General features: G+C 63.6%; 23 protein-coding genes and 1 tRNA gene. 8 read left to right on the top strand and 16 right to left on the bottom strand.

The genetic code is table 11. The features are described from left to right. Window positions 1-23: 23 nt before the first annotated feature. Window positions 24-434 carry a hypothetical protein gene (locus CEK65_RS03825; protein WP_152180822.1) on the top strand — a complete coding sequence of 137 codons (411 nt, stop codon included), beginning with the start codon at window positions 24-26 and terminating at the stop codon, window positions 432-434. Window positions 435-467: 33 nt separating this feature from the next. Here the strand turns inward: CEK65_RS03825 and CEK65_RS03820 are convergent, their stop codons facing one another. After that, window positions 468-809: a helix-turn-helix transcriptional regulator gene (locus CEK65_RS03820; protein WP_152180821.1), complete on the bottom strand. Its 342-nt coding sequence runs from the start codon at window positions 807-809 to the stop codon at window positions 468-470. A 100-nt stretch (window positions 810-909) separates the two neighbouring features. Between CEK65_RS03820 and CEK65_RS03815 the strand changes: the two genes are divergently transcribed. The 4 genes from CEK65_RS03815 to CEK65_RS03800 all read left to right on the top strand — a co-directional run bounded on the left by CEK65_RS03815 (window position 910) and on the right by CEK65_RS03800 (window position 3,514). Then, the gene (locus tag CEK65_RS03815) at window positions 910-1,677 is read left to right on the top strand and encodes a hypothetical protein (RefSeq protein ID WP_152180820.1); all 768 of its coding nucleotides are present in this window, start codon (window positions 910-912) and stop codon (window positions 1,675-1,677) included. A 54-nt stretch (window positions 1,678-1,731) separates the two neighbouring features. Further along, a complete protein-coding gene (locus CEK65_RS03810) occupies window positions 1,732-2,046 on the top strand; it encodes a hypothetical protein (protein ID WP_152180819.1) in 315 nt (104 codons plus the stop codon). Next, window positions 2,043-2,417: a hypothetical protein gene (locus CEK65_RS03805; RefSeq protein WP_193314683.1), complete on the top strand. Its 375-nt coding sequence runs from the start codon at window positions 2,043-2,045 to the stop codon at window positions 2,415-2,417. Before CEK65_RS03810 ends, CEK65_RS03805 begins: the two co-directional genes overlap by 4 nt. A 356-nt stretch (window positions 2,418-2,773) precedes the next feature. Further along, the gene (locus CEK65_RS03800; protein WP_152180818.1) at window positions 2,774-3,514 is read left to right on the top strand and encodes a DNA/RNA non-specific endonuclease; all 741 of its coding nucleotides are present in this window, start codon (window positions 2,774-2,776) and stop codon (window positions 3,512-3,514) included. 115 nt (window positions 3,515-3,629) lie between these two features. Here the strand turns inward: CEK65_RS03800 and CEK65_RS21125 are convergent, their stop codons facing one another. Further along, window positions 3,630-3,965, bottom strand: a complete 336-nt coding sequence (locus CEK65_RS21125; protein WP_226980465.1) for a hypothetical protein — start codon at window positions 3,963-3,965, stop codon at window positions 3,630-3,632. A gap of 537 nt (window positions 3,966-4,502) precedes the next feature. Between CEK65_RS21125 and CEK65_RS03790 the strand changes: the two genes are divergently transcribed. Further along, window positions 4,503-7,277 carry a UvrD-helicase domain-containing protein gene (locus CEK65_RS03790; protein ID WP_152180817.1) on the top strand — a complete coding sequence of 925 codons (2,775 nt, stop codon included), beginning with the start codon at window positions 4,503-4,505 and terminating at the stop codon, window positions 7,275-7,277. Between the two features lie 26 nt (window positions 7,278-7,303). On the opposite strand, the gene CEK65_RS03785 is transcribed toward CEK65_RS03790, so the two are convergent. Next, a complete protein-coding gene (locus tag CEK65_RS03785) occupies window positions 7,304-7,708 on the bottom strand; it encodes an H-NS family nucleoid-associated regulatory protein (RefSeq protein WP_152180816.1) in 405 nt (134 codons plus the stop codon). Between the two features lie 338 nt (window positions 7,709-8,046). Here CEK65_RS03785 and CEK65_RS03775 point away from each other — a divergent pair, with 338 nt between their 5' ends. After that, complete coding sequence (locus CEK65_RS03775) at window positions 8,047-9,732, top strand: retron Ec67 family RNA-directed DNA polymerase/endonuclease (RefSeq protein ID WP_152180814.1); 1,686 nt, start codon at window positions 8,047-8,049, stop codon at window positions 9,730-9,732. Between the two features lie 106 nt (window positions 9,733-9,838). Then, window positions 9,839-11,329: a hypothetical protein gene (locus CEK65_RS03770; RefSeq protein WP_226980464.1), complete on the top strand. Its 1,491-nt coding sequence runs from the start codon at window positions 9,839-9,841 to the stop codon at window positions 11,327-11,329. 385 nt (window positions 11,330-11,714) lie between these two features. On the opposite strand, the gene CEK65_RS03765 is transcribed toward CEK65_RS03770, so the two are convergent. The 13 genes from CEK65_RS03765 to folP form a co-directional block, all read right to left on the bottom strand. After that, window positions 11,715-13,169: a site-specific integrase gene (locus CEK65_RS03765; protein WP_226980463.1), complete on the bottom strand. Its 1,455-nt coding sequence runs from the start codon at window positions 13,167-13,169 to the stop codon at window positions 11,715-11,717. A 69-nt stretch (window positions 13,170-13,238) separates the two neighbouring features. Beyond that, window positions 13,239-13,331: transfer RNA gene (locus CEK65_RS03760), tRNA-Ser, on the bottom strand. 81 nt (window positions 13,332-13,412) lie between these two features. Further along, the gene (gene csrA, locus CEK65_RS03755; RefSeq protein WP_010341308.1) at window positions 13,413-13,625 is read right to left on the bottom strand and encodes a carbon storage regulator CsrA; all 213 of its coding nucleotides are present in this window, start codon (window positions 13,623-13,625) and stop codon (window positions 13,413-13,415) included. A gap of 136 nt (window positions 13,626-13,761) precedes the next feature. Continuing rightward, a complete protein-coding gene (gene alaS, locus CEK65_RS03750; protein WP_152180813.1) occupies window positions 13,762-16,413 on the bottom strand; it encodes an alanine--tRNA ligase in 2,652 nt (883 codons plus the stop codon). Between the two features lie 106 nt (window positions 16,414-16,519). Beyond that, window positions 16,520-17,014, bottom strand: a complete 495-nt coding sequence (gene recX, locus CEK65_RS03745) for a recombination regulator RecX (RefSeq protein ID WP_017914259.1) — start codon at window positions 17,012-17,014, stop codon at window positions 16,520-16,522. 116 nt (window positions 17,015-17,130) lie between these two features. Continuing rightward, window positions 17,131-18,168, bottom strand: a complete 1,038-nt coding sequence (gene recA / locus CEK65_RS03740) for a recombinase RecA (protein ID WP_017910627.1) — start codon at window positions 18,166-18,168, stop codon at window positions 17,131-17,133. A gap of 196 nt (window positions 18,169-18,364) precedes the next feature. Next, on the bottom strand, window positions 18,365-19,000 hold the full coding sequence (lexA, locus tag CEK65_RS03735) for a transcriptional repressor LexA (RefSeq protein ID WP_017910626.1): 636 nt from the start codon (window positions 18,998-19,000) through the stop codon (window positions 18,365-18,367). Window positions 19,001-19,332: 332 nt separating this feature from the next. Then, window positions 19,333-21,009, bottom strand: a complete 1,677-nt coding sequence (ubiB, locus tag CEK65_RS03730; protein ID WP_152180812.1) for a 2-polyprenylphenol 6-hydroxylase — start codon at window positions 21,007-21,009, stop codon at window positions 19,333-19,335. Window positions 21,010-21,043: 34 nt separating this feature from the next. Continuing rightward, window positions 21,044-21,538, bottom strand: a complete 495-nt coding sequence (locus tag CEK65_RS03725) for a CinA family protein (RefSeq protein WP_152180811.1) — start codon at window positions 21,536-21,538, stop codon at window positions 21,044-21,046. 166 nt (window positions 21,539-21,704) lie between these two features. Beyond that, window positions 21,705-23,030, bottom strand: a complete 1,326-nt coding sequence (gene hflX, locus CEK65_RS03720) for a ribosome rescue GTPase HflX (RefSeq protein ID WP_152180810.1) — start codon at window positions 23,028-23,030, stop codon at window positions 21,705-21,707. A gap of 26 nt (window positions 23,031-23,056) precedes the next feature. After that, complete coding sequence (hfq, locus tag CEK65_RS03715; protein WP_010341316.1) at window positions 23,057-23,332, bottom strand: RNA chaperone Hfq; 276 nt, start codon at window positions 23,330-23,332, stop codon at window positions 23,057-23,059. 119 nt (window positions 23,333-23,451) lie between these two features. After that, on the bottom strand, window positions 23,452-24,402 hold the full coding sequence (miaA, locus tag CEK65_RS03710) for a tRNA (adenosine(37)-N6)-dimethylallyltransferase MiaA (RefSeq protein ID WP_152180809.1): 951 nt from the start codon (window positions 24,400-24,402) through the stop codon (window positions 23,452-23,454). Continuing rightward, window positions 24,402-25,307 (bottom strand): dihydropteroate synthase, encoded by a 906-nt coding sequence (gene folP / locus CEK65_RS03705; protein ID WP_152180808.1) that lies wholly within the window; start codon window positions 25,305-25,307, stop codon window positions 24,402-24,404. The genes miaA and folP overlap by 1 nt, the downstream gene beginning before the upstream one ends. Between the last annotated feature and the right edge of the window lie 6 nt (window positions 25,308-25,313).

The following is a 25,313-nucleotide window of genomic DNA, read 5'->3' as shown; positions in this document are numbered from 1 at the left end:
TTCATGTCTGGGATGGCCTAAAGGTGGCCCAACTCATCTTCGATAACTATCTTCCTGAATTTTTAAAGATGATGAATGTTTGGGATGAACTAAAGCATAGCACTAACGTCACCAACGTGATGTATGACCCTGACGAGCGCTTCGTTATAGCTCAGAGCCTAGTCGCAGGACAAATTCACAAACTAGATTTTTCGGGAGTAGCCCCTCCTGGAATTGCGAACGGTGTCTTTTTGACACTAGAACCAGATACGGACAAGTTAAGAGAGCTAATATGCACCATCCAATCTGACATGGCCGACATGGTCGTCGACGCTGTCGCGTCACGCTTTTCCCCAGTATTTATTCCATTTTCAGAGAATGGCGAAACTTCGATTAAATTTAAAGACACCCGAACAGTAACAATAATTTGTAAGGGCTACAGATTTTCCAGGTAAAACAAGGAAAATCGACCCCAAGTTTCATGCCGCTTAGGGGCTATCGCGACAACTCCTCAGGTGGTCTTTGATGAGGTCTAGCACCCCCTGCTGCCTCTCGGCAGGCAAGCGGGCTACTAACAGGATGACCTCGGCCAAGACGTCTGAACTGGCGTGGAAATACGCCGGCGGCACGCCCAGCGCATCGCTCAGCGCCGCCAGTGTTTCGTGGTCGGGCTCCCGCTCCCCCCGCTCGTAGCGGGATAGACGTGACGAGGCAGCTTTCTCGTTCATCCCCAGCAGCGCTCCCAGTTCGACCTGCGACAAGCCCGCCACGCGCCGAGCCGTGCGCAGGCGACGGCCAAAGACGGAATTCGGAGGCAGGGATGCGGGCATGGAGATCTGACTTCGGGCTGACCTCCAAGTCTGCACCGACTAGCATCCTAACGCACTTATCTGCCAATATGGCAGATACATTCACACTGCGAGAGGGTCTATGGCACTTCAGGAAAGGCGGGCATTCGCAGCATCTCTGGCATTGATGCTGACTGTTCCTATCGCTGCCCACGCCCAGGACGGCTCCGACCCCAAGCCCGGCTTCTTCCGCCAGTTGGGCAAAAGCCTGGGCGACGCTGGCAAGCAGATGGTCGGCCTCCAGCCGAACCCCGGGAGCAAGCCCACCGCGCAGGCGGGTCGCTCCGGCACCCTCTACGCGCCCCTCAGCGGCGCCGGGAAACTGCCCGGGCTCTTCAAGGGCGACAACCACCAGGCGGCGCAGGCCGGACGCTTGGACTGGCCTCGGGTCGCGCTGACGTTCACCGAATGGGGCGTCTCTCTGCCCTGCTGGACCTTGGAAGCGCGTATCTGGTCCGACCCCGCGACCTCGAGCACGGAGACTTTCCGCGCCTGCGCCGACGCCCCTCTGACCGAGACCGACGACTTGGGCGAGAAGGCCGAGCTCAATACCGCGGCGCTGTGGAAAGGGAGGGACACGCTCAACGGTATCCGGGTGCCGCCCAGCAAGCCGAACACCGGCGCTCAGCGCTCCACCGGCCCCAACCCGCCCGCGCAACCGTTCGCCGTCAACGTGAGTCGTCCTGGGGTTGCTGACCGCGCCATGGACGTGTCGCTGCGCGTGGCGTGGGTCTCGGGGTTCCTCCAGACCGCAGATCTGCATCCGGGAGCATCGGGGTTGCTGACGCCCTTCAAAGACACCCGGCTTTGGATTGCTGGCTTCAAGCCCGACGGCAACCGAGACAAGTAGCAAGCCCCCGCCTCGTCCCCCTCCCCCATCACCATCCCTCAGCAAAGGAACGACATGAAAAACGCATGGATCGGCCTGGTCGCGTTGACCACGGCCCTGAGCCTGACCGCCTGCAGCGGCAAGCCGTCGAACGACAACGCCAAGCAAGCCTTGGTCGCCCTGCTTGAGCAGAGCGGTGCCGGCCGAGTGGGCGACATTCGCGACTTCGAGTTGACGGGTTGCACCAAGGCAGAAGACGCCGATGGCTACCGCTGCGATACCCGCGGCCAGGTCGTCCTTGAGATTGCCGGTCGGCAGGTCCCCGTCCCCGTCAACAAGAACCTGCGCTATGCCAAGGCCGACGGCGTCTGGAGGGCTTACGCACGATGAGCACTGATCCAATGACCGGAACGCCCGTCGGTGCCGTGGGCGGCTTTCGTGGGGACGGCGCCTTGCGCGCCGCTCCCCGGAAGGTTTTGACGCCGCACGCCAGGTTCTTCTGGTGGTTCTCGCTGACCCTGCTCTTCCTGGGCCCGCTCGGCTTCCTCGTCGGGCCTTTGATGGCCCAGCGCGGTCTGCGTAAAGCAGAGCGGCTCTACCCGGGTGCCGCCTACGCAGCTCGGCAGCGCGACCAGGGGTTCACTGCTGGGCAGTGGTGGGTCATGACGCCGCTGGCTCTGATGGGAGCCTTCTGGATCTTTTCGCTGCTGAGCGGGCTGCCGATGGTGTTGCTGGTGCTGTGGGTGCAGCTGACCAGTTGATTCCGATAGAGCATCCGCATCAAAAAGCCCGGCAATCCGGGCTTTACTTTTTGCTCCATACCTCGCCCGTATTTCATGGCTGTGGAGGCCGTTTTACAGCGACGCAGTCTTCCGAGCAGGTCACACCTTGGCCAATCCGCGGTTGACCCGCTCAGCGCGCTGTTAGATACATGTCGCAACCGCGTGCCACTCCGTGGCAAAGGGGCGCGGTTGTCGTCTCTCCCACCACACCGGCATCGAGCCGGTTTCGGCTGTCTGCTCCACCTCTGTCAACTCGCGCGTCTCTCAACAGGCACGGCCCTTGTCCGTGCGTGCGGGGTTCGTGCGGCCTGCCCAAACACATGGAGAAGTGCACTATGCGATTCCGGATCTTCCTCGCCGTCTTCCTGTTCACCACCGCCAGCGCAGCAGCGCAGGCCCAGGTCGTCACGCTCAACAAGGGCGGCTTCATCCTGACCTACGACTGCACCGAGCACACCGCCACGCGCTACGAATACTCGCTCAACGCGGACACCGGCTCCGCGGCGCGTCCGTCCGATTTCAAGCTCGACACCACCCTACCGAGCGGCTGTGGCGGTCAGACCTCGACGAAGTCCTACGCCAGCGTGCGCTCGGGCTACGATCGCGGCCACCTGGTCACGTCCAACCACATGGACTACAACTCGACCTATATCGTGCGCGCCAACCTGATGTCCAACATCGTGCCGCAGGTGTCGGGCTTCAATCAGGGCATCTGGGTGAGCGCGGAAAATGTCGCCGAGTGCTACCGCGATATCCGGCCGGTGAAGGTCTACGGCGGCGTGGTCTTCGGCGACACGTCGAACGACTACTTCCTCTCGAGCCACGGCATCCGCACGCCGGAATACTTCTGGAAGACGATCATCACCACGGACCCGAGCACCGGCGCTGAGAAGGCCATCAGCTGGATCATTCCGAACCAGACCGGCCTGGGCAGCCTGGACGACTACATCGTGTCGATCGCCGACTTGGAAGAGCTCATCGGCGCCAGCAACGTCGGCATCACCGCATCGTCTGCGGTCAAGAACATGCTGCCGGCGACGACGTGGAAGCTGCCGAGCAACTGCGACCTGAGCTGAGCACGCACCGGCGTAGCGACGCGTTTCCTCGAAAGCCCTGGGTCACCACCTGGGGCTTTCTCTTTTTAGGCGAGGGATGACTACGAGGAGAGTCCCGCTCTCCGGGAGCATCCGCTCAACTGGTCGCGTCGCCCTCGAGCACGGGCAGCGGTTGCCCCGCGGCAGAGCCGATCGGCAGCCGGGACTCGGCGCCAGGCGTGACGACGATGACCGTGATGACCTCGTCCTGCAGCGAGTTGATTTGAACGAACTTGAGGCCGGCCTTCTCGAACACATAGGCCTTGAACAGCGGCGACAGGCTGACGTTTTGTTTGCCGGGCGGCACACGCGCTCCCATGCCTTCGATGACGTCGGCCGGGTTCAATGCCGGCTGCTCAGCGGCCTTGGCGAGCGGGGACAACCCGGCGGCCATCATGGCCACCCCGATCACTATTCCGGAGAAGGATTTCATCGGTCGATCCTTGATGTATGCGGCCTGGTTGACGCTACTGCTGGGCCGAAGGGGCCGCAAGCGCAGCCCAGAGGCTGAGAAAAACCGTCTACGGGATTGGACAAATGCATCCGTGAAGTCGAGCTCGAGCCGCGGCCCCTACCCGCTTGGCCGATCTCAGGCCCCCAGCCCAGCCGGGCGAAAAGCAAAGACCCCGCATGCGGGGCCTTTGATCGTCGGCGCTTAGGTGGAGGTTCTGGCCTCCGTCCCCCAGCCATGGTGGGTGAAGTGGCCTGGACGATGAGGACATGTTGCCATCCATGCCTTGGCAGCTCGATCAGCTAGACGCTCATCGCAGTGTAAGAAAACCCCTATGCGGAACATATGCTGCGACACCCCAGATTTCGAACGGCACCTCAGGTTGATCACTCAACGTGACCGCCTTACCTGGAAACCAAGGTGTCTACGACGTGGCCTTCCAGACTAAAATGATGACTCGGCATTGGCCAGCAGTGCTTTGCTGCTGGACCACGCACTTTGCAGGCAGGAATAGCTCGGATGGCACATGATTGGCGCCCCTCTGCTTTGGGCCGGCTCCTGACTCGCTCATCTCATTGGTGGTTTCAACTGGATGGCGAGCATGCCGAGATCAGCATCAACGGCAACCGCTACCGAGCTTTCCTTGATGAGGCGCGTCGCATACAGGTCGTTCCCGGCGTGCTTTGGTCGCGAGTTGAAGTAGACCTTGATGGCGGGCCTTGGCTAGCACTTGACGGCCTCCCCAATGCCCAGGGCGTGGATCTTTCAACCACTATCAAGGCATTGCTCTTCGAAAGGCACAAGCGCGAACGAAAAGCGTTGTTTGATGCGATCGTTGACCTCATCGGCTCTTGGCTTCGCTCCGCGCAGGCATTGATCAGCGAGAGCGACGCAGGCCGCCGATGGATCACCCACGAACAACAACAGTCGATGCTGGCACAGCGCCCTGACTTGCCACTTGAGTCATCCAAACTGGAGCAGCTTTACCTGGATGAGGACGTGCACGACGACCTGCGCTCCCCTTCCCACCTAGAAGCCATAGATGATCTCCGCCAGTGGAAGATGGATTGGCCTGCCCTTTGGAAGGATGCCAACGAATCGATGGCGACCCGAGAACTCACGCTGGCCAAAGATCTGCTGGACCGGGTTGAGCGTAAGGCCCTGAACAAGGAGCAGGCTCAGGCCGTAATTTGCTTCGACAACCGCGTTCAAGTCGTGGCGTCCGCGGGGTCCGGCAAGACGTCGACCATGGTAGCCAAGGCCGCTTACGCCATCACACGGGGGTTCATCGAACCCCAGCGCATGGTGATGCTGGCCTTCAATAAAGATGCAGCTACCGAACTAAAGGAAAGAGCAGCCCTGTCTTTTAAACGCTTAGGAATGCTCGATACAGAAGTGGAGGCTAAGACTTTCCACGCCCTGGGCCTAGCCATCATCGGCGAAGCGACTGGACGAAAGCTAAGCGTTCCGAAGTGGGCAAGAGACCCTGCGAAGGGTCTAAGCAAACTGACTGAGCTGGTAGAGGACCTAAAAGATCGATCATCAGAATTCCGCCTCCAATGGGACATGTTCCGCTTGGTGTTTGGCCGCGACCTACCCCCACTCGGTGCGGAGATGATGGCCGATGGCTATGGCACTGATGGCAAGCCCTACCTACGCACCTTGAAGGGGGACCGCGTCCAGAGCATGGAAGAATGCGTCATCGCAGATTGGCTCTTCTACAACGGCGTGACCTACGAATACGAGCGGCCGTATGAGTTCGACACGGCTACGGCGACCCATCGCCAATATCACCCAGACTTCTACTACCCGGACGCCGCCCTTTATCACGAACACTTAGCCCTGGACGCACAAGGCCAAGCTCCGGAACATTTCCGTGGTTACATGCAAAGCCTGGATTGGAAGCGCCAGCAGCATGAGCAGCGCGGCACCGCATTGTTTGAGACCACCTCATACGGTCTCCGCAGCGGCCAGGCGCTCGGCTTACTTGCTGCAAAGCTGACCGAGTCGGGAATAGAACTGGACCCGAACCCAGACCGTCCTCTTCCAAGCGATGGCGCCAAGCCCATGCCTGACGACGACTTGGCCGCCCTCATGCGCACATTCATCGCGCATGCGAAGAGCAACTGCCTGACGATGAGAGACTTGAGCGAACGGCTTCGTCGTATGCCCGAGGACCACTTCAAGGAGCGCCATCGGCGTTTCTTAGAGATAGCCGGACCAGTGTTCGAAGCTTGGGATGCGGCACTAGCCGACGAGAAGGCGATTGACTTTGAGGACATGCTGAACATGGCGGCCAGTCTCTTGGAGCAAGGTCGGTTTCAGTCACCCTATGATTTAGTCATGGCCGACGAGTTTCAGGATGCGTCTCGGGCTCGTGCCCGTCTCTGCCGCGCATTGGTCAGCCAGCCGGGCAAGTATCTGTTCGCAGTCGGTGACGATTGGCAGTCCATCAACCGGTTTGCTGGTGCCGACGTGTCTGTTATGACCGGGTTCCGTGAATTTTTTGGCCACGGCCAGGTTCTCAAGCTAGAGGAAACCTTTCGCTGCCCTCAGGAGCTTTGCGACGTATCCAGCCGTTTCGTCGTCAAGAATTCTGCTCAGATCCCAAAGCGAGTTCGCTCCGACACGCCAGCCCAAGGACCCGTGCTCCAGGCGTTTCAGGTAGCTCACCGCGACCTGGTTCAAGATGGCATCCGAGATTACCTATCTGCGCTCCACGCAAAGCTCCTTGCGGGGGAGCTCCCACTTGGCAGGGAAGGCAAGGTATCGGTCTTCGTCCTAGGCCGTTATAAGAAAGACAAAAGCGCACTGCCACCAGACTGGGAAGCTGCTTTTGGCGAGACCATGGAGGTAAAGTTCCTAACGGCTCATAAATCTAAAGGGGCCGAAGCTGACTATGTCATCCTTCCGGGGATGGTGCATCGCGGCTTTCCGAATTTGCGATCAGATGACCCTCTGCTGTCGCTGGTCATGCCTGCGGAAGACCCCTATCCGTTGGGCGAAGAACGACGATTGTTCTACGTCGCCCTGACCCGTGCTCGACGCACCGTGGCGATGTTCAGCGTGCGCGGGAAGCAGTCCGCTTTCTTAGATGAGTTGGTCAAGGAGGGGGCGGTCCAGGTGACAACCTTGGCAGGGACAGCCGTTAAAGAAGAACGCTGCCCCGTGTGCAAGGTTGGAGTATTCGTAGACAGGAAAGGGCGACATGGCCCATTCAAGTCTTGCTCTAGCTATCCGCTTTGCCACAACAAACCCAAACGGAACTCAGGTGCAAAGCAGCTGAGTAGATAAGGCTGGTCACCTGCGGCAAGAACGCGTCAGCCCGGATACTTCGGGAACTTCTCGTCCGGGTGACCGGCCTTCCATTGCTTGTAAGCCGCCGTGCCCTCCCAAGCCGTGAAGGCGCGCGGGGGACGGCCCCGACCGCTCCAGGTCTCCTGGGTGTGGGGCAACCAATACTTGGGGGCGACTTCCTTCTTGGCCTGGGCAGGGGCAGCCTTGCGGCCACGGCCCGGGCTGCTGGCCCCGATGGCCACCGCCAGTTCGGCCTTCTGCTTCGGGGTGAAGTGCTCACCGTATTGGGACAGCAGGCCGATGATTTCGGTTACAGCGGAGGCAGCCTGTTCTTGGCGGAGGCTTGCTTCTTGCTCTTCGAGCTTGCGGAGCTCTTCTTCGAGCTTGGCCTTGGCGGAGGTGATCGATTCCAAAGTTTTCTGACTCATTGCGTAGCAACCCTCAAGGAAGAGCAAACAATACCGCATCTCTAGGCTGATTCCTGTTCCCGCTACAAAGCCATACCTGTCTTTACGCTGAGCAACCCATCAATGGTTTCAGCATTGGGGGATTACCGCACCGGGGCCACTCTATCGATGAGGGCTCTCGCATTTGCGCTCGATTTGGGCTATGTTAGGGATGGGGTTGCAGGAAGATTTGGTTGCCGTAGTTTCGCGGCTTCAGAAAAAATTGCAAGGTGGATTTGCCGAATGGCGCGAGGGCAGCTACGCGCTCGCGACGCGTGCGAAGGAGTTCCTGCAACCCCTCTTTCTCACAAGGAAGTCAGATGAGCGAGCTGGCAAAGCTTAGAGCCTGCACGACGATAGCGGAAGCTGCGCAGTTATTAGGATTTCAAACAAAGACGCTAAGCTTCATTGCCTGGGGACTCTCGCCAGCGATGAAATATAGCGTCTTCAATATCCCTAAACGATCGGGCGGCAAGCGAACAATTCACGCGCCGTCTCCACAGCTGAAGCTCGCGCAAGAGAAGCTTTCCAGACTACTGCAGGCGTGTGAGAAGGAAATCGAAGATGCTTTGGGCGTCAAACATACCGTTTCTCACGGATTTAAATCAGGGCGATCTATCCTCACCAACGCGGAGGTTCATAAGCGCCGCCGTTATGTGCTCAACTTCGACCTTGCCGATTTTTTTGGAACGATCAACTTTGGCCGAGTTCGTGGCTTCCTGATCACAAATCGAAACTTTCAGCTGCACCCTGATGTTGCGACCCTGATCGCTCAAATAGCATGCCACGAAGATAAGCTCCCTCAAGGGGCGCCCACCTCACCGGTTATATCCAACCTGATTGGAAATATCATGGACATTAGATTGTCCAAGATAGCCCGCGCCCACGGGTGTTCGTATTCGCGCTATGCGGACGACATCACAATGTCCACCTCGCATCCTCAGTTCCCCGGCGCAATCGCCCACCAAATAGGAACCCCATTCAAATGGCAGATCTCTAAGGAATTAGAAACCGCAGTTGGCGCCAGCGGCTTTAAAATCAATCACGCAAAAACTCGGCTTCTTCACGCCCGCTCACGCCAAGATGTTACAGGTATTGTCGTTAACAAGCACGTCAATGTGAATACTGACTACCGTAGAGCGGTTCGAGCGATGGTCAACAACTTATGCTCAACCGGCACGTATTACAGAGAAAATCCCGTCTTGGGCGTCGATAACACCAATATGACTCTAGTCGAGGGGAGTCGACCTCAACTTGAGGGAATGCTGAATTTTTTGTTGCAAGTGGAGCGCTACCGGCGCTCGGACCATCTTACTCCACTAGAGCTTAGCGCCACAGAACGACTGCTGCATCGCTTTCTATTTTTCACAACATTCGCAGACAACGACAAGCCAACCATACTTTTCGAAGGAAAAACCGATAATATATACATAAGCTCCGCGATCAGGCGACTCAGAGCATCTTATCCTCTTCTCATGGCACCAGGATCAAGGGACCTTCTCGTTAAACTCCTCCCCCATACGAGGACAAGAGAGCGAATTTTTAGCCTAACCGGCGGCGACAGCCCCTTGACCAATTTCATCATCTCCTACCGGGAAAACTACCGCCGAATTAAGGCACCAAAGGGAACGAATCCAGTCATTGTAATTTTCGACAATGACCGAGGCTCCAACGGCATCATTTCAGCAATAAAAAAACACTATAAGCTGGACATGCAAGATGGCGATCAATATATACGTGTTTACGACAACCTATACATCCTTCTAACCTCTAAAAAAGGCTCCGAAAAACACTGTATTGAGCACTACTTCAGCGAAGCAACGAGAGCCAAGAAGCTTTCAGGGAAAAAGCTCAGCCTATCCAACAAAAAGTTAAATGACGACGAGTATGGCAAAGCATGGTTCGCAGAGAAGATCGTGAAGCCATACTACAAGGAAATCGACTTCTCTGGTTTCGCGGCCCTGCTAGATCCGATTTGCGAGATTATTCAGAGCCATTCCCCTTAAGTACACATCGAATCCCCGACAAACTTGCGGCGATCGTTGTTTAGTCGCTCACGGCTGGCACCTGAGCGGGAGGCAGTAGTTTCTATCATTGCAGAGGAGGCGAAGCGTGACCTACGATAAGCTTGCCAAGATTGCCGCCTCCTTTGGGCTGCGAGATTCCATCATCCATATATGGGCATACAGTTTACATATCGGTTACGGATACAATCTACCGGTGGAGTATGCACACTCTCGGCAAGGCCTTCCTGATCAGATAAAGCCGCACGTCCACGAGTTTTACCTGGACCTCTACCTAAGAGAAGTGTTGCTTCATGCAGGCCCTTCAAAAGGGGCGCACCGGTCTTTTCAGAGATGGGAAGATCTTGGGCACCTCCACAATGCCATTCGCGCCTACAGCGATTTCAAAGCAAAGTGCGACTTGGACATTTGGACCACGATGCACCGTATCGGCCATCAACAGCTGCCTCACTTTGATCGCTTCGGACCCGCTTACTTTGGCCGCTACTGGTCTCTCTACAAGCGCGGTCGCCTCTCCGATGTCGTTTACAACGCATTAGGTCTAACGTCTGAAGATTATTTTCTCCTAGCCGGAGCCACCCAAGCGCTCTTCATGCGCAACTATGAGGTCCCGCTGCTGTCACAGCTGGCCGCTCTCGGCTTGGATGTCGGAGCAGTGAAAGCAAGGATCGCTGCGATAAGTGCCACTCCCAAGCTACTGCGTAACCGCTGCCTCCTGGATGCCCGGCATGACTCGTCATGGGACTACACCCCAAATCCAGTAGCGGTTAAACCGCTAATCCTACTGCGCTCTGACGCCCCGACTAAGCTGTCCTGTCCTCGCCCTTCCCTTCTAGGAAAGCGGCTCCTCGCAGGCCTCTTTTATGACATCGCGAACGCGAACGGTTTTGCCCAAGCCTACGGAGATGCGTTCGAGGATTTGGTGGGCGACTGCTTTGGTCATCTCACAGGCACAGCAACCGCTGAGCGCTCTGCCCCCTACACCGTGGCGGGTTGCCAGCGACACGGGAGCGATTGGATTCTCCAAGATACGGCCGCCACCGTCTTTGTGGAATGCAAGACGATGAGGATGCCCATTGCTGCACAGCTAGCGGCTAACCCTGGGGATTTGGAGCTCGGCCTAAAGCGGCTGGCGCGAGCGGTAGTCCAAAATTACCGAAACATCCTTGACGCAACTTCAGGCCACACGGGGATCAAACTGCCTGACGGGCCTGTCTACTCCCTCATTGTTACCCTTGAAGACTGGATTCTGTTTGGCCAGAAGGCAGTAGACGCCCTTACCAACCTCGTGGGGCAGGAGCTTGGCGAGCGCGGAATGGATGCCAGCATCCCCCAACGTTACCCATTTGCCATTGTCGGCTGCGCAGCGTTACCAAAATTGGTCGACTCCATCAGTGCGCATGGATTGCGCATCTTCACGGACAAAGCCTCTCAGCGCTTTAACGGCTATCTTTTCCCACAGTTTTTGAGCGAAGCGAATCTGTCCAGCAAGGGGCAGGCGACGGCGATGTTTGAGGGCGAATGCAAGGATCTGATGGGACGGCTTAGGACTCGATTCCCGGCGGCATCCAATAAGTAGCGGCCCTACCCTTGTGGAAGACCATCCAGCGCGCCGATATGAGTTGTGAAAGACTGCGCCAAACTAGCTTCCATCCACGCTCACAATCCGTAATGGAAGCAACGCCACATAATCGAACTAGGAGCATTTGCCATGCTCAAACCTTCGAACGCCTTTTTTAGCCGCGCGTGACCCGACGCGCAAGTCGGAGCGCGGCTGGGTTCCTGCCGATGCCCGCGTTGCTAAGAGAAAGCTGGTTTCACCAATCGGAGCCTTGGAATTTTACCCCGTCGACCGAGAGCCCGAGAGCCCACTTATGGAGTGCTCTCTATCTACCGCACGGTCAAGAGATTAGGTTCGGGCCGATCCGATCCACTCTCTCCATCGCTCTTAACGACCATCTCGGTCAGATCTTCTGTAGTGCGACAGCGGTAGTCCAAGCCATTGCCGGATGGCATGCCTCAGCCAACGCCCTCGGACTGAACTCCGTCTCATACGCATGGGCGTGCTCCTGCCGGTCGGACAGCTCGTGCCCCGTGTATTCCTCCCGCATCTCCCGGTGGACCCCGGCCGCCTTCAGCGCGCCGATGACGGTATCCCGGAAGCTGTGGTGCCCCACCCTGCCGCCGCCGCGCGCCTTGATGCCCAGCTTGACCAGATAGCGTGAGAACGCGTGCTGGGTCCGGCCGGCTGGACCGTTCTTGGCGTCGAAGCTGAGCTCCGGGAAGAGCTTCGTCTCGCCGGCGGCCTTCAGCCGCGCCACGCGCTCCCACAAGCCCAGCTTGATGAGGTCCGGATGCACGGGGGTCTTCCGATCGCTGGCGTCGGTTTTGAGGCTCTTGTCCTCGCCCATCCACGTGAAGTGGAAGATGGGGATGCCGTCTTCCTCCCGGCAATCCTCCAGCTCCAACCTCGCCACTTCGTTGGAGCGTGCGCCGGTGTAGAGCAGGATGAGCGGGAGCCACCGTGCCGCGTCGCCCTTCAACTGCTTGAAGTTCTCCGGGTCGAAGATGCGCTTGACCTGGTCGGGGGTGAATGCCTGCGAGCCGTGGCTCTTCGCCCGCTGCTTCTTCAACTGCTTGGGCACAGAAGCATGCCCCGACGCCGGGTTGTCGCCTTGTGGGTAGTGCCCTGCCGTCTGCGCCCACTTGATGAAATCCGCGCAGGCCGAGAACCGGTTGGTGATGTAGGTGATGACGCGCTTCTGTGCGGTCTCGTGCAAGAACCACTCTGAGAAGTCGGTCCGCGTCAGCTCCTTCAACATCACCGACTGCTTGCCCTTGCGCTGGCTCGCCACGAAGGCTTCCAGGTCTTTCAACGCACGGGTCTTCTGGACGATGGTCTTGGCGGTGTTCTTGCCCTGGATGCTGACCAAATACTTGTCGCGCGCAGCCGCGAGGGTCAGCCCCACCGGACGCGGTTCGCTGATGGGCTTGACGACTCGGCGCGGCGGGAACGGTGTCGACGACGGCACCGGCACCGCGTGCTGCGCCGCGAGCTTCTGGAACAACGACAAGTCGTTCTGGTCGTTGATCTCCACCTGGCCGAACGAAGCGCCGCCCGGCAGCTTCACGTCCTTGAGGATCAGCTCAAGCGACGACTTGCCCTCCAGGCTATTCAAGAGCTCTTCCAGCTCCTTCCCCATGCTGCCGTTCCTGATGGCTGCGAAGGCTTGAGCATAGCGTTGCTGCAACAGGAGCGCGTAGCCAAGCGCGGCGCGATCGCACGTCGTGCCGGCACTGCGCTTGATGACCTTGCGCCCGAAGCGTGCCTGCAGGTCAGCAGGAACGCGCAAACGAACGTAGTAGCGGCCGGTCTCGCCGCGCGTGAGGTAGTGCGCTACTCGCATGGAAGTGTCCAAGCGAGTGTCCAAGGTCGGGAAAAAGAAAAACGCCCACAAATCGTTGATTTGCGGGCGTTTCCTTGACACTGGCGGAGTGAGAGGGATTCGAACCCTCGATAGAGCTTTTGACCCTATACTCCCTTAGCAGGGGAGCCCCTTCAGCCACTCGGGCATCACTCCGGATTTCTGCGCTGCGGATATTCCGCGACCGGGCGCGAAGAATACCGGGTTGTGGGGTCTCAGGTAAACCCTTTCGACGCATCAATCGGCAGATTGATCGCCGTGACCGCCGCCGTGGGAGTTCGGCTCGTCGCCGCGCTGGATGCGCTGGTAGATCTCTTCGCGATGCACCGCAACGTCCTTCGGCGCGGTGATGCCGATACGCACTTGATTGCCCTTGACCCCAAGCACCGTCACGGTGACCGAATCGCCGATCATCAAGGTTTCGCCTACCCGGCGAGTCAGGATCAACATTTTTAGAATTCTCCAGGGAACCGGTGGGTCTCACCGGTACGGCGCCCGCGCTGCGGCACGCCCCATAATGAAAGTGAAAAGAGGAGTGATGTTACGGGAAGCCGCGCCCTGCCAGCAAGGCGCGGCGTTCGGATGTTCAGGGGAGATGTTGCTTGACCCAGGCGGGGACGCCGGCGAGTGCAGGGGCAAGGGCGGGCCCGTCCTCGCCACCACCCTGGGCGAGGTCCGGGCGGCCGCCGCCCTTGCCCGAAATCTGACCGGCGATATGGCTCAACAGTTCCCCGGCCTTGACCCGTCCCATTGGGCTGCCGTTCACGCCAGCGACCAGGGCGACCTTGCCCTCGCTGGCGCCGGCCAGGACGATCACGCTATCGCCCAGCTGCTGCTTCAAACGGTCCATCGCCTCGCGCAGGGCCTTGGCATCGAAGCCTTCCAGTCGCACGGCGAGGACCTTCACACCGGCCACGTCGATCGCCGAGCCGGCCAGGTCGGCGGTGGCGCCGGACGCCAGCTTGGCCTTCAGCGCCTCCAGCTCCCGCTCCAGGCGCTTGTAGCGGTCGCCGAGCTGACGGATCTTGTCGACCACGTCATGGCTGTTGCCGCCGACCAGGTCGGCCGCCTCGCGCAGCCGGGCCTCCTCGGCCGCCACGTAGTCCAGCGCGCCCTGCCCGGTCACCGCCTCGATGCGGCGGACGCCGGCAGAGACGCCGCCTTCGCTGGTGATCTTGAACAGGCCGATGTCGCCGGTCCGGCCGACGTGCGTGCCACCGCACAGTTCGGTGGAGTAGTCGCCCATCTTCAGCACGCGCACGCGCTCGCCATACTTTTCGCCGAACAGCGCCATCGCGCCGAAGTCCAGCGCTTCCTGCATGCCCATCTGGTGCACTTCGGCGGCGTTGTTGGCGCGGACCTGCTGGTTGACCTTGCGCTCGATCAGCGCCAGTTCCTCGGCCCCGATCGGCTGGAAGTGCGAGAAGTCGAAGCGCAGCCGATCCGGCGCCACCAGCGAGCCCTTCTGCTGGACATGCGTTCCCAGCACTTCGCGCAGGGCCGCATGCAGCAGGTGCGTCGCCGAGTGATTGAGGATGGTGGCGCCGCGGCGCTCGGCATCGACCTCACCGGCGAGCACGTCGCCGAGCTTCAGGCTGCCTTCTTCCAGGGTGCCGACGTGGCCATGGAACTGGCCGGCGAACTTCTGCGTGTCGGTGACCGTCACCTGGGTGCCGGCGGCAGTCAGTGTGCCGAGATCGCCGACCTGGCCGCCGGATTCGGCATAGAACGGCGTCTTGTCGGTCAGCACGATCACCGCATCGCCGGCCTGGGCCGACTGGACCGGACGACCGTCCTTGAGCAGGGCGACCACGCGCAGGCCGTCGGCCTGCAGGCTGTCGTACCCCAGGAACACGGTCGGGGCCAGCGTCGCCACCAGATCCGCCGGCAGCTGCACACCGCCGCCGAACTTGCCGGCTTCGCGCGCGCGCCGGCGCTGCTCGTCCATCGCCGTCTCGAAGCCCTGCTCGTCCACGCGCAGATCGCGCTCGCGGGCGATGTCCTGGGTCAGGTCCAGCGGGAAGCCGTAGGTGTCGTACAGGCGGAAGGCGTCCTCGCCGGCGATCATCCCGCCCTGCGCCTTGGCGGCGACGTCCTCGAAGATCTTCATGCCGGCATCGAGGGTTTCGGCGAAGCGCTCTTCCTCGGCCTGCAGGGCGCGCAGCACGGTGTCCTGGGCGGCGGCCAGCTCCGGATAGGCCTCGCCCATCAGTTCCACCAGGGTCGGCACCAGCTTGCTGAAGAACGGCTGGCGCACGCCGAGCATCCAGCCATGGCGCAGGGCGCGGCGAATGATCCGGCGCAGCACGTAGCCGCGGCCTTCGTTGGACGGCAGCACGCCGTCGACGATCAGGAACGCGCAGGCGCGGATGTGGTCGGCGATCACGCGCAGCGACTTGTTCTCCAGGTCGGCGGTGCCGGTCAGCTCGGAGGCCTTGCGGATCAGCGTCTGGAACAGGTCGATCTCGTAGTTGGTGTGCACGTGCTGCAGGATCGCGGCCAAGCGCTCCAGGCCCATGCCGGTGTCCACGCAGGGGGCCGGCAGCGGCACCAGGGTGCCGTCGGGCTGGCGGTCGAACTGCATGAACACCAGGTTCCAGATCTCGATGAAGCGGTCGCCATCCTCGTCGGGCGACCCCGGCGGACCGCCGGCGATGTGCGCGCCGTGGTCGTAGAAGATCTCGGTGCATGGGCCGCAGGGGCCGGTATCGGCCATCTGCCAGAAGTTGTCCGAGGCGTAGGGCGCGCCCTTGTTGTCGCCGATGCGCACGATGCGCTCGGCGGGCACGCCGATCATGTCGCGCCACAGGCCGTAAGCCTCGTCGTCGGTGTGGTAGACGGTGACCAGCAGGCGCTCGGCCGGCAGCTTCCAGACCTGGGTCAGCAGCTCCCAGGCCCAGGCGATGGCGTCCTTCTTGAAATAGTCGCCGAACGACCAGTTGCCGAGCATCTCGAAGAAGGTGTGATGGCGCGCGGTGTAGCCGACCGAATCCAGGTCGTTGTGCTTGCCGCCGGCGCGCAGGCAGCGCTGCACGTCCGCCGCGCGCACGTAGCTGCGCTTCTCGGCGCCCAGGAACACGTCCTTGAACTGCACCATGCCGGAATTGGTGAACAGCAGCGTCGGATCGTTGCCTGGCACCAGCGGTGCGGACGGCACGATGGTATGGCCCTTGCCCTTGAAGAAGTCGAGGAAGTCGCTGCGGATCTGGGAGGTGGAGAATTTGGCGGGTGCGTTCATGGGCTGGCTATAGACGAGCGGACGGGCGTCCTGGCGCTCCCTCGTAGATGAGGGCGCCACGGAAACCGGACAAGACAACTCGCCAAGGGTAGCAGGCCCGGCCCGCTCAGTCCTCCGCAGCGTCGCGCACCGCGGCGCGGATGCTGTCCCCATCGAAACCGCGCCGCGCCAGCAGATCGGCGGCCTTGCGCTGCTGCGGCAGGTCCATCGCCCCGGCAGTACCGAAGCGGCGCCGGACCAGATCGCGCGCGTTTTCGGTCCAGTCGCCCTCGAAGGCCCCCATCGCGGTGGCGATGGCCTCACTGTCCAGGCCGTGGGTCCCAAGCTCGGCACGGATATGCAGCGGGCCATACCCTGCCCCGGCGCGGCTGCGCACCAGCAGCTCGGCAAAGCGCCCGTCGTCCTGCCAGCCCTCGCCGCTCAGGCGTTCCACTGCCTCCGCGGCGGCGTCGGCTTCCACGCCACGCGCACGCAGCTTGCGGGTCAGCTCCTTGCGCGAATGCTCGCGCCGCACCAGCAGACCCAGCGCCTTCTGCAGCGGCGTCTGTTCCGGTTGCCGGCGACGCCGACGTGGTGCTTCTTGTGCCTGTTCGTCGCTCATGGGCGATGCCACCCCATTCAAAATGCGCCGTCCCTGGCGCGCGCCCTCCTGGCTTGCTCAAGACTGCCGAGGGAGACGAGCGGCACTGACTCCACCGCTCCCCCGGCAGAAAACCATTACGCGTCGTCGTCTTCCGCCTCGGCCTCGCTCGGGGCGATTTCCGTGGGCTGGAACTTCTCGCGCAGCTCGCTTTCCAGCTTGGCCGCGACCTGCGGGTTGTCGCGCAGGTAACCGCGGGCGTTGTCCTTGCCCTGGCCGATGCGCTCGCTGCCGTAGCTGTACCAGGCACCGGCCTTCTCGACCAACTTGGCTTCCACGCCCATGTCGATCAGTTCGCCCTCGCGGCTGATGCCCTCGCCGTAGAGGATTTCGGTGACGACCTGCTTGAACGGCGGCGCCAGCTTGTTCTTGACGACCTTGATCTTGGTCTGGTTGCCGATGATCTCGTCGCCCTTCTTGATCGCGCCGATGCGGCGGATGTCCAGGCGCACGGAGGCATAGAACTTCAGCGCGTTGCCGCCGGTGGTGGTTTCCGGGCTCTGGCCAGGCATCATCACGCCGATCTTCATGCGCAACTGGTTGATGAACACCACCAGGGTGTTGGAGCGCTTGATGTTGCCGGTGAGCTTGCGCAGCGCCTGGCTCATCAGGCGCGCCTGCAGGCCCGGCAACTGGTCGCCCATCTCGCCTTCGATTTCGGCCTTGGGGGTCAGCGCGGCGACCGAGTCGACCACCACGATGTCCACCGAGCCCGAGCGCACCAGCATGTCGGCGATTTCCAGCGCCTGCTCGCCGGTGTCCGGCTGCGACAGCAGCAGCTCGTCGACGTTGACGCCCAGCTTGGCGGCGTAGATCGGGTCCAGCGCGTGCTCGGCGTCGATGAACGCGGCGGTGCCGCCGTTCTTCTGGCACTGCGCGATGGCCTGCAGGGTCAGGGTGGTCTTGCCCGAGGATTCCGGACCGTAGATCTCGACCACGCGGCCCTTCGGCAGGCCGCCGATGCCCAGTGCGATGTCCAGCATCAGCGAGCCGGTCGGAATCACTTCCACCGCTTCGATGACGCGATCGCCCATCCGCATCACCGAGCCCTTGCCGAACTGCTTCTCGATCTGGCTCAGGGCGGCAGCAAGCGCGCGCTTCTTGTTCTCGTCCATTGTGGTGTCCTTGGAAGGTGATGAGGATTTGCGGAGTGAGGTCAATGTAAGGGCCTGGTATCGCACGGACTGAGACAGTGCGTGGCGAGATGAAAATAATTCGTCCGGACCGGACGACGGCAGCGGCGAATGGCGATATCCGGGGTCGGAAAAGTCCGGCCGGCGCTGTAGTGGATGCCCTGCTCCACGCGCGGCATCAGCGGTTGGGGCGCAGCAGGCCGCAGTACAGGCCTTCGATGGCGAACTCCTGGTCCGGCAGCACCTCGATCGGTGCGTAGTCCGGGTTGCGCGGGAGCAGGCGGATGCGGTCCTTGCCGATCTTGAGCAGCTTGACCGTGATCTCCTCGTCGATGCGCGCCACCACGATCTGCCCGGAGCGGGCATCGCGGGTGCGGTGCACGCCGATCAGGTCGCCGTCGAAGATGCCCTCGTCGCGCATGGAGTCGCCCTGCACCTTCAGCAGGTAATCGGGTGCCGGCGAAAAGAACACCCGATCCAGCACCACGAAGTCGTCGGAGCCGATGTCCGCGCCGATCGGCAGGCCGGCGGCGACACGTCCGAGTACTGGCAGGCGCAGCACGTCGGCGCTGTCCACCTGCGGCGCGGGGGCCGGGGCGGCTGCCCCACCCAGCAGGCGGATGCCGCGCGCCTGCCCGGGCACCCGGCGGATCGCGCCGGCCTGTTCGAGCGCTTCCAGGTGGTACTGGGCCGCGCGCACGCCTTTGAAGCCGAAGGCACGGGCTATCTCGGTCTGCGACGGCGGCACGCCGTCGTGTTCGATGCGCTCGGCGATCAGGTCGAGGATCGCCTGCTGGGTTTCGGTCAGGTCCATGGTTAGTAGTAATACTACTAAATCAGCTGGCGAGCAACTGGCGTGTGGACCTGGAGTGCCGGCGCGCTTCGCTGCCGCCAGTGATGGATGCTCCGCGCGACCGCCCGCAATGCCGTCGTCGGCAGGCGCACGGCTTCTGATCCTGGCGGCCTTTTGGGACCCCGCATAGCGTCAGTGCGATGTGTACCGGGGGATCCGAGCGCATCGCGTCGGGGCGGAAGCCCCTCCCACAAGGGATCGCGTGCGTGCCGACACTCCTGTGAAGCGGGGCGATGCCTGCGGACCAGCCGCCTCAGCTTCCGGCGAACCGTGCTCGAGAGCATGCGCCGCGCTCAGCGCCCGCTGCGCCAGATCGAGAACAGGATCCACACCCCCGACAGTGCCGCGCCGACGAAGCCGCAGACGCCGATCGCCAGCAGCCAGCGGCTGGAGATGCCGCCGACGCTGTTCATCACGATCGACGAGCCGATGATCAGCGCGGCGGTGACGATGCCCATGGTCAGGCGGTTGGCGGCGCGGTTGACCTGGTCGCCGAAGCCCTTCAGCGAGCCGGTCTCCACGTTCAACTGCAGGCGCCCGCGCCGCGCCGCCTGCAGCAGCCGGCGCGTGTCGCGCGGCAGGTCGCCGAGCAGTTCCAGCGCGCCCAGCACGGTGCGGCGGCCGCGCCTGGCCATCGCCCGCGGCGCGAACCGCTGCAGCATCACCCGCTCCAGGTACGGCGCGGCGGCGCCGGCCATGTCGAAATCCGGATCGAGCTGGCGCCCGACCCCTTCCAGGGTCAGGAAGGTCTTGATCATCAGCGCCAGGTCGGCCGGCAAGGCCAGCGCGTGCTGGCGCAGCAGCGCGGTGACGTCGCCGAGCATCGCGCCGACCCGCAGGTCCTTCAGCGGCACGCCGCGGTACTGGTCGACGAAGGCGGCGATCTCCAGGTGCAGGCGCGCCTCGTCGACCTCGACCTCGCCGTCGGTCCACTCCAGCAGGATGTCGGCGACCGCCTCGGCGTCCTGAGTGACCAACCCGTGCAGCAATTGCACCACCTGGTAACGGCGCTGCTCGGAAATGCGCCCGACCATGCCGAAGTCGATCACCGCGATGCGCTCACCGGGCAGGTAGAAGATGTTGCCCGGATGCGGATCGGCGTGGAAACAGCCGTCCTCCAGCACCATCTTCAGCACGATGTCGGCCCCGGTACGCGCCAATTGGCGACGGTCCAGGCCGGCGGCGTCGACCGCGGCCAGGTCGCGGCCGCCGATGCCGTCGACGAAGTCCTGCACGTTCAAGGTCTCGCAGGTCCACTGCCAGTGCACCCGCGGGATCACGATCTCGTCGTGTCCCTGGAAGTTGGCGGCGATGCGCTCGGCATTGCGGCATTCGCCGGCGAAATCCAGCTCGCGGCGCAGCGACAGGGTGAACTGGTGCACCACCGCGGCCGGGTGATAGCGCTTCAGGTCCGGCGCGCGCGCTTCGACGATCTCCGCCAGCCGCGCCAGCAATCGCAGGTCGGCCTCGATCACCTCGCGGATGCCGGGGCGGCGCACCTTGATCACCACGGCGGTGCCGTCGTGCAGCCGGGCGCGATGGGTCTGCGCCAGCGAAGCGGCGGCCAGCGGGGTTTCCTCGACCTCGGCGAAGATCGCCGTCGGCTCTTCGCCGAGCGCCTCGATCAGCTGCGGCAGGATCTGCGGATAGTCCAGCGCCGGCGCGGCGTTCTGCAGTTCGCCCAGTTCGTCGATCCACTCCGGCGGCAGCAGGTCCACGCGCGTGGCCAGCACCTGGCCCAGCTTGACGAAGGTCGGGCCGAGATCCTGCAGGGCGCGCCGCACCCGCTGCGGGGCCGACATGCGCAGCATCTCCTCGGCGTTGTGCCAGTGCAGCAGGCGCCCGGCGCGCTCCAGCACGTCGGCCATGCCGATGCGCCGGACCACGTCGCCGAACCCGTAGCGGATCAGCACCGAGGCGATTTCCTGCAGGCGTCCCAGGTCGCGGACGGTGCTCAACGCCTCCCACATTGCGCTCATCCTCGGGGAAGGCGCGCGGCCACGATCACAGCAACGCGTCCAGGCCGCGCAGGGCCGCCGCCACGGTCTGCCGGCGCACCGCGTCACGGTCGCCCGGGAAATGGAACAACTGCGCGCTGGCGTAGCCGCCGCGACGCTTCCAGCCCAGCCAGACGCTGCCGACCGGCTTGTCCGCCGAGCCGCCGCCCGGACCGGCGATGCCGGTCACCGCGACCGCGACGCTGGCGCCGGAATTGACCAGCGCCCCGGACACCATCTCGATCACCGTCTCCCGGCTGACCGCGCCATGATGCTCCAGCGTCTGCGGACGCACGCCCAGCAAGGCCTGCTTGGCCTCGTAGCTGTAGGCGACGATGCCGCAGTCGAACCAGGCCGAAGACCCGGCGACGTCGGTCATCACCTTGGCGATCCAGCCGCCGCTGCAGCTTTCGGCGGTGACCAGGCGCTCGCGCGCGGTGCGCAAGCGATCGCTGAGCGCGGTGGCCTGTTGCAGCAGATCCGAATCGGCGGGAAGCGTCATGGCACAGCTCGGGAAACCAGTGCGCTTTGTAGCCCAATTCGCCGTGGCTGTCGCGCCTGCGCGTGCCGGCGGATGGCCGGCCGTCAGCCAACGCGGCGCATGGGCCGCGACCACGCCGGCCCGCCCATCGGCGTCGAGCGTGCCGACGCCGGCGTCGACGCGGCACTCAGCGCTGCTGCCACTCCTCCTGCTCGCGCGGCGGCAGCAGCGCGCGGATCGGCGCGCCGTCGGCCGCGGCGGCCAGGCGCTCGGCCTCGGTGATCGGGATGTCCACCTGCAGCAGCCAGCCGTCCTCGTCGGCCTGCTCGCTGAGGATCACCTGCAACTGGTGCAATTGCGAGCGCAGGCGTCCGGCGCTCGGCGGCAGGCGCAGGCTGCCCTGCACGTGGCGCAGGCCCAGGCGCTGGCCGAGCACGTGCTGCAGCAGGTCCAGGCCGCGCCCGTCGCGCGCGGAGATCCACACCCGCTCGCGCCGCGCGGTGTCCGGCACGCCGTCCTGCGCATCGTGACGCACTTCGGCGCCCTCGATGCGGTCGATCTTGTTGAACACCAGCAACTGCGGCAGTTCGCCGGCGCCGACCGCGTGCAGCACCTCGTCGACCTGGGCGATGCGCTCCTCGCGCAGCGGATCGGCGGCGTCGACCACGTGCAGCAGCAGATCGGCCTCGCGCGCCTCGGACAGGGTCGAGCGGAACGCCGCCACCAGCTCATGCGGCAGGTTGCGCACGAAGCCGACGGTATCGGCCAGCATCGCGTTGCCGCCGGGCAGCGCGATGCGCCGCACGGTCGGGTCCAGGGTCGCGAACAACTGGTCGGCGGCGTAGGCTTCGGCGCCGGTCAGCGCGTTGAACAGGGTCGACTTGCCGGCGTTGGTGTAGCCCACCACCGCGATCCGCGGCAGCTCGCTGCGCACCCGCGCACGGCGCATCTGGGTGTGCTGCACCTCGACCTTCTCCAGCCGCTTCTGCAACTGCTCCACCCGCTTCTGCAGCAGGCGGCGATCGGTTTCCAGCTGGGTTTCGCCGGGGCCGCGCAGGCCGATCGAACCGCCGCGCTGGCGCTCCAGGTGGGTCCAGCCGCGCACCAGCCGGGTGGCCATGTGCCGCAACTGGGCCAGTTCGACCTGCAGCTTGCCTTCGTGGCTGCGCGCGCGCTGGGCGAAGATGTCCAGGATCAGCCCGGTGCGGTCGATCACGCGCCGCTCCAGGTATTTCTCCAGGTTGCGCTCCTGGCCGGGGCTGAGCGCGTGGTTGACCAGAACCAGGTCGGCACCGCTGGCGTCGGCGGCGGCCTTGACCTCTTCCAGCTTGCCGCTGCCGATCAGCGTCGCCGGACTCGGCTTGTCGATGCGCGCAGTCACGGTGGCGGCGATGCTGGCACCGGCCGAGCGCGCCAGGTCGGCGAACTCCTCCAGCACATCGTCTTCCAACGGACCGCCCGCGTAGGGCTGGATCAGCAGTGCATGTTCGCCGCGGCGGGACCGATCAAACACCCGCGGCTCCGCACTTCGTTACGGTACTACTCGACTTCATCATCACCCGCACTGCCACCTTCGTTCTGCTGCACATAGCCGCCGCCCGGTCCCACGCGCACGTTGCGCGCCGGCACCACGGTGGAAATGGCGTGTTTGTAGACCATCTGGCTGACGGTATTGCGCAGCAGGACCACGAACTGATCGAACGACTCGATCGTGCCCTGCAGCTTGATGCCGTTGACCAGATACACCGAGACAGGGACCCGTTCGCGACGCAACGCGTTGAGGAAAGGATCCTGCAAGGATTGCCCCTTGGACATGCTTCACTCCCAAATTATTGTTTTTATTGTCCGGGACGGCACTGCAGCTCCCCTGCCGTGGTCCGGAACGTCGATGTTACACAACCGCGGGCGCCAGCACAGCGCGGCGGCGCGCCCGATCAGCCGAGGAAGGCGTCCAGGGCCGCCTGCAGGCGCCCGGCGTCGCGCGCCGGGTCGAACCAGCGGGCATCCTGCTCGCCGCGCAGCCAGGTGAGCTGGCGCTTGGCCAACTGCCGGGTGGCGGCGATGGCGCGGACGCGGAAGTCCGCCGCATCGCCGACGCCGTCCAGGTACTCCCAGGCCTGGCGGTAGCCGACCGCGCGCACCGCCGGCAGCGCCAGCGGCTGCGCCACCGCCTGCATCCCGGGCAGCGCACGCAAGGCGCGCACTTCGTCGAGGAAGCCCTGCCCCAGCATCGCGTCGAAGCGGGCCTCGATGCGCCCGTACAGCACGCTGCGCTCGGTCGGCGCCAGTACCAGCTTCAGCACCCGCAGCGGCAGCCGCGGCGGACCCGGATCCGCCTGCCAGGCACTGATCGGCCGGCCGCTGAGCCGGTACACCTCCAGCGCACGCTGGATGCGCTGCGCGTCGCCGGGGCGGATGCGCTGCGCGGCCAACGGATCGATCCGCTGCAGTTCCGCGTGCAATGCCGCCCAACCCTGGGCATGCGCCTGCGCGGTCAGCGCCGCGCGCAGTTGCGGGTCGGCCGCCGGCATCGGCGCCAACCCTTCCAGCAGCGCCTGGAAGTACAGGCCGGTGCCGCCGGCCAGGATCGGCAGGCGGCCACGGGCCACGATCGCCTCCAGCGCGGCGCGCGCGTCGGCGGCGAATTCGGCCGCCGAATACGTCTGCCAGGGATCGCGCAGGTCCAACAGATGATGCGGCACCCGCGCGCGCTCGGCCGCATCGGGCTTGGCCGCGCCGATGTCCAGGCCACGGTAGACCAGCGCCGAATCGACGCTGACGATTTCGCCGCCGCAGTGTTCGGCCAGGGCGATCGCCGCGGCGGTCTTGCCCGAGGCGGTCGGGCCCATCAGCGCGATTGCGCGCGGGCGCCGGTCGGCCGCCATCAGTCCTCGTCCGGCCAGCGGATCGTCGCCGCGGCCGACGCTGTGGCGGCGCGCGGCAACGGCACGGCCTGCAGCGCCTGCCAGACCTTCAGCGCGTCGACGGTGGCAGCGACGTCGTGCACACGCAGCAGCGCGGCACCGCGCTGTGCAGCCAGCAGATGCGCGGCGACCGAGCCGGACACCCGCTGCTCCGGCGCCTCGCGCCCGGTCAGCTCGCCGATGCTGCGCTTGCGCGACAAGCCGGCCAGCACCGGCACGCCCAGCTCGACCAGCCGCGCCAACTGGGCCAGCAACTGCAGGTTGTCGGCGGTGCTCTTGCCGAAGCCAAAGCCCGGGTCGACCAGGATGCGTCGCTTGTCGATGCCGGCCATCTCCGCGGCGAAGATGCGCTCGGCCAGGAACCGGTGCACCTCGCCGACCACGTCGTCGTAGCCGGGCGCGCTGCCGGCGGCATAGGCGTCGGCGGGCATGTGCATCAGCACCACCGGCACCCCCAGTTCCGCGGCAGCGTCCAGCGCGCCGGGCTGGCGCAGGGCCTGCACGTCGTTGATCATGCCGGCGCCCGCCGCGACCGCGGCGCGCATCACCTCCGGCTTGAAGGTGTCCACGCTCAACGGCAGCGCGGTCTGCGCGGCCAGCCGCTCGATCACCGGAATCACCCGCCGCAGTTCTTCTTCCACCGGCACCGGCGTCGCGCCCGGACGGGTCGACTCGCCGCCGATGTCCAGCACGTCGGCGCCCTCTCCGGCCAGGCGCAGGCCGTGCGCCACCGCCGCGTCCACGCTGGCGTGGGCGCCCCCGTCGGAGAACGAATCCGGGGTGACATTGACGATGCCCATCACCCGCGGGCGATCGAGCAGCAGCCGGTGGGCGCCGCACTGCAGGCTGGGCGAGGTGTCGAACATCGGTGA

Source organism: Xanthomonas sp. LMG 12459 (genome assembly GCF_009192905.1).
GTDB classification, from domain to species: Bacteria; Pseudomonadota; Gammaproteobacteria; order Xanthomonadales; family Xanthomonadaceae; genus Xanthomonas_A; species Xanthomonas_A sontii.
The sequence above is the reverse complement of the archived record's forward strand: the minus strand, read 5'-3'. Positions and strand labels throughout refer to the sequence as shown.

Excerpts from the sequence above, each read along its gene's own strand:
- CEK65_RS03725 (WP_152180811.1), bottom strand. The coding sequence starts at position 21,538 with ATGACGCTTCCCGCCGATTCGGATCTGCTGCAACAGGCCACCGCGCTC.
- lexA (WP_017910626.1), bottom strand. The coding sequence starts at position 19,000 with ATGGACCTGACCGAAACCCAGCAGGCGATCCTCGACCTGATCGCCGAG.
- CEK65_RS03775 (WP_152180814.1), top strand. The coding sequence starts at position 8,047 with ATGAGCGAGCTGGCAAAGCTTAGAGCCTGCACGACGATAGCGGAAGCT.
- CEK65_RS03815 (WP_152180820.1), top strand. The coding sequence starts at position 910 with ATGGCACTTCAGGAAAGGCGGGCATTCGCAGCATCTCTGGCATTGATG.
- hfq (WP_010341316.1), bottom strand. The coding sequence starts at position 23,332 with ATGTCCAAGGGGCAATCCTTGCAGGATCCTTTCCTCAACGCGTTGCGT.
- ubiB (WP_152180812.1), bottom strand. The coding sequence starts at position 21,009 with ATGTGGGAGGCGTTGAGCACCGTCCGCGACCTGGGACGCCTGCAGGAA.
- CEK65_RS03785 (WP_152180816.1), bottom strand. The coding sequence starts at position 7,708 with ATGAGTCAGAAAACTTTGGAATCGATCACCTCCGCCAAGGCCAAGCTC.
- CEK65_RS03800 (WP_152180818.1), top strand. The coding sequence starts at position 2,774 with ATGCGATTCCGGATCTTCCTCGCCGTCTTCCTGTTCACCACCGCCAGC.
- CEK65_RS21125 (WP_226980465.1), bottom strand. The coding sequence starts at position 3,965 with ATGAAATCCTTCTCCGGAATAGTGATCGGGGTGGCCATGATGGCCGCC.
- alaS (WP_152180813.1), bottom strand. The coding sequence starts at position 16,413 with ATGAACGCACCCGCCAAATTCTCCACCTCCCAGATCCGCAGCGACTTC.
- recA (WP_017910627.1), bottom strand. The coding sequence starts at position 18,168 with ATGGACGAGAACAAGAAGCGCGCGCTTGCTGCCGCCCTGAGCCAGATC.
- CEK65_RS03805 (WP_193314683.1), top strand. The coding sequence starts at position 2,043 with ATGAGCACTGATCCAATGACCGGAACGCCCGTCGGTGCCGTGGGCGGC.
- csrA (WP_010341308.1), bottom strand. The coding sequence starts at position 13,625 with ATGTTGATCCTGACTCGCCGGGTAGGCGAAACCTTGATGATCGGCGAT.
- folP (WP_152180808.1), bottom strand. The coding sequence starts at position 25,307 with ATGTTCGACACCTCGCCCAGCCTGCAGTGCGGCGCCCACCGGCTGCTG.
- CEK65_RS03820 (WP_152180821.1), bottom strand. The coding sequence starts at position 809 with ATGCCCGCATCCCTGCCTCCGAATTCCGTCTTTGGCCGTCGCCTGCGC.
- CEK65_RS03790 (WP_152180817.1), top strand. The coding sequence starts at position 4,503 with ATGGCACATGATTGGCGCCCCTCTGCTTTGGGCCGGCTCCTGACTCGC.
- recX (WP_017914259.1), bottom strand. The coding sequence starts at position 17,014 with ATGAGCGACGAACAGGCACAAGAAGCACCACGTCGGCGTCGCCGGCAA.
- miaA (WP_152180809.1), bottom strand. The coding sequence starts at position 24,402 with ATGGCGGCCGACCGGCGCCCGCGCGCAATCGCGCTGATGGGCCCGACC.
- CEK65_RS03810 (WP_152180819.1), top strand. The coding sequence starts at position 1,732 with ATGAAAAACGCATGGATCGGCCTGGTCGCGTTGACCACGGCCCTGAGC.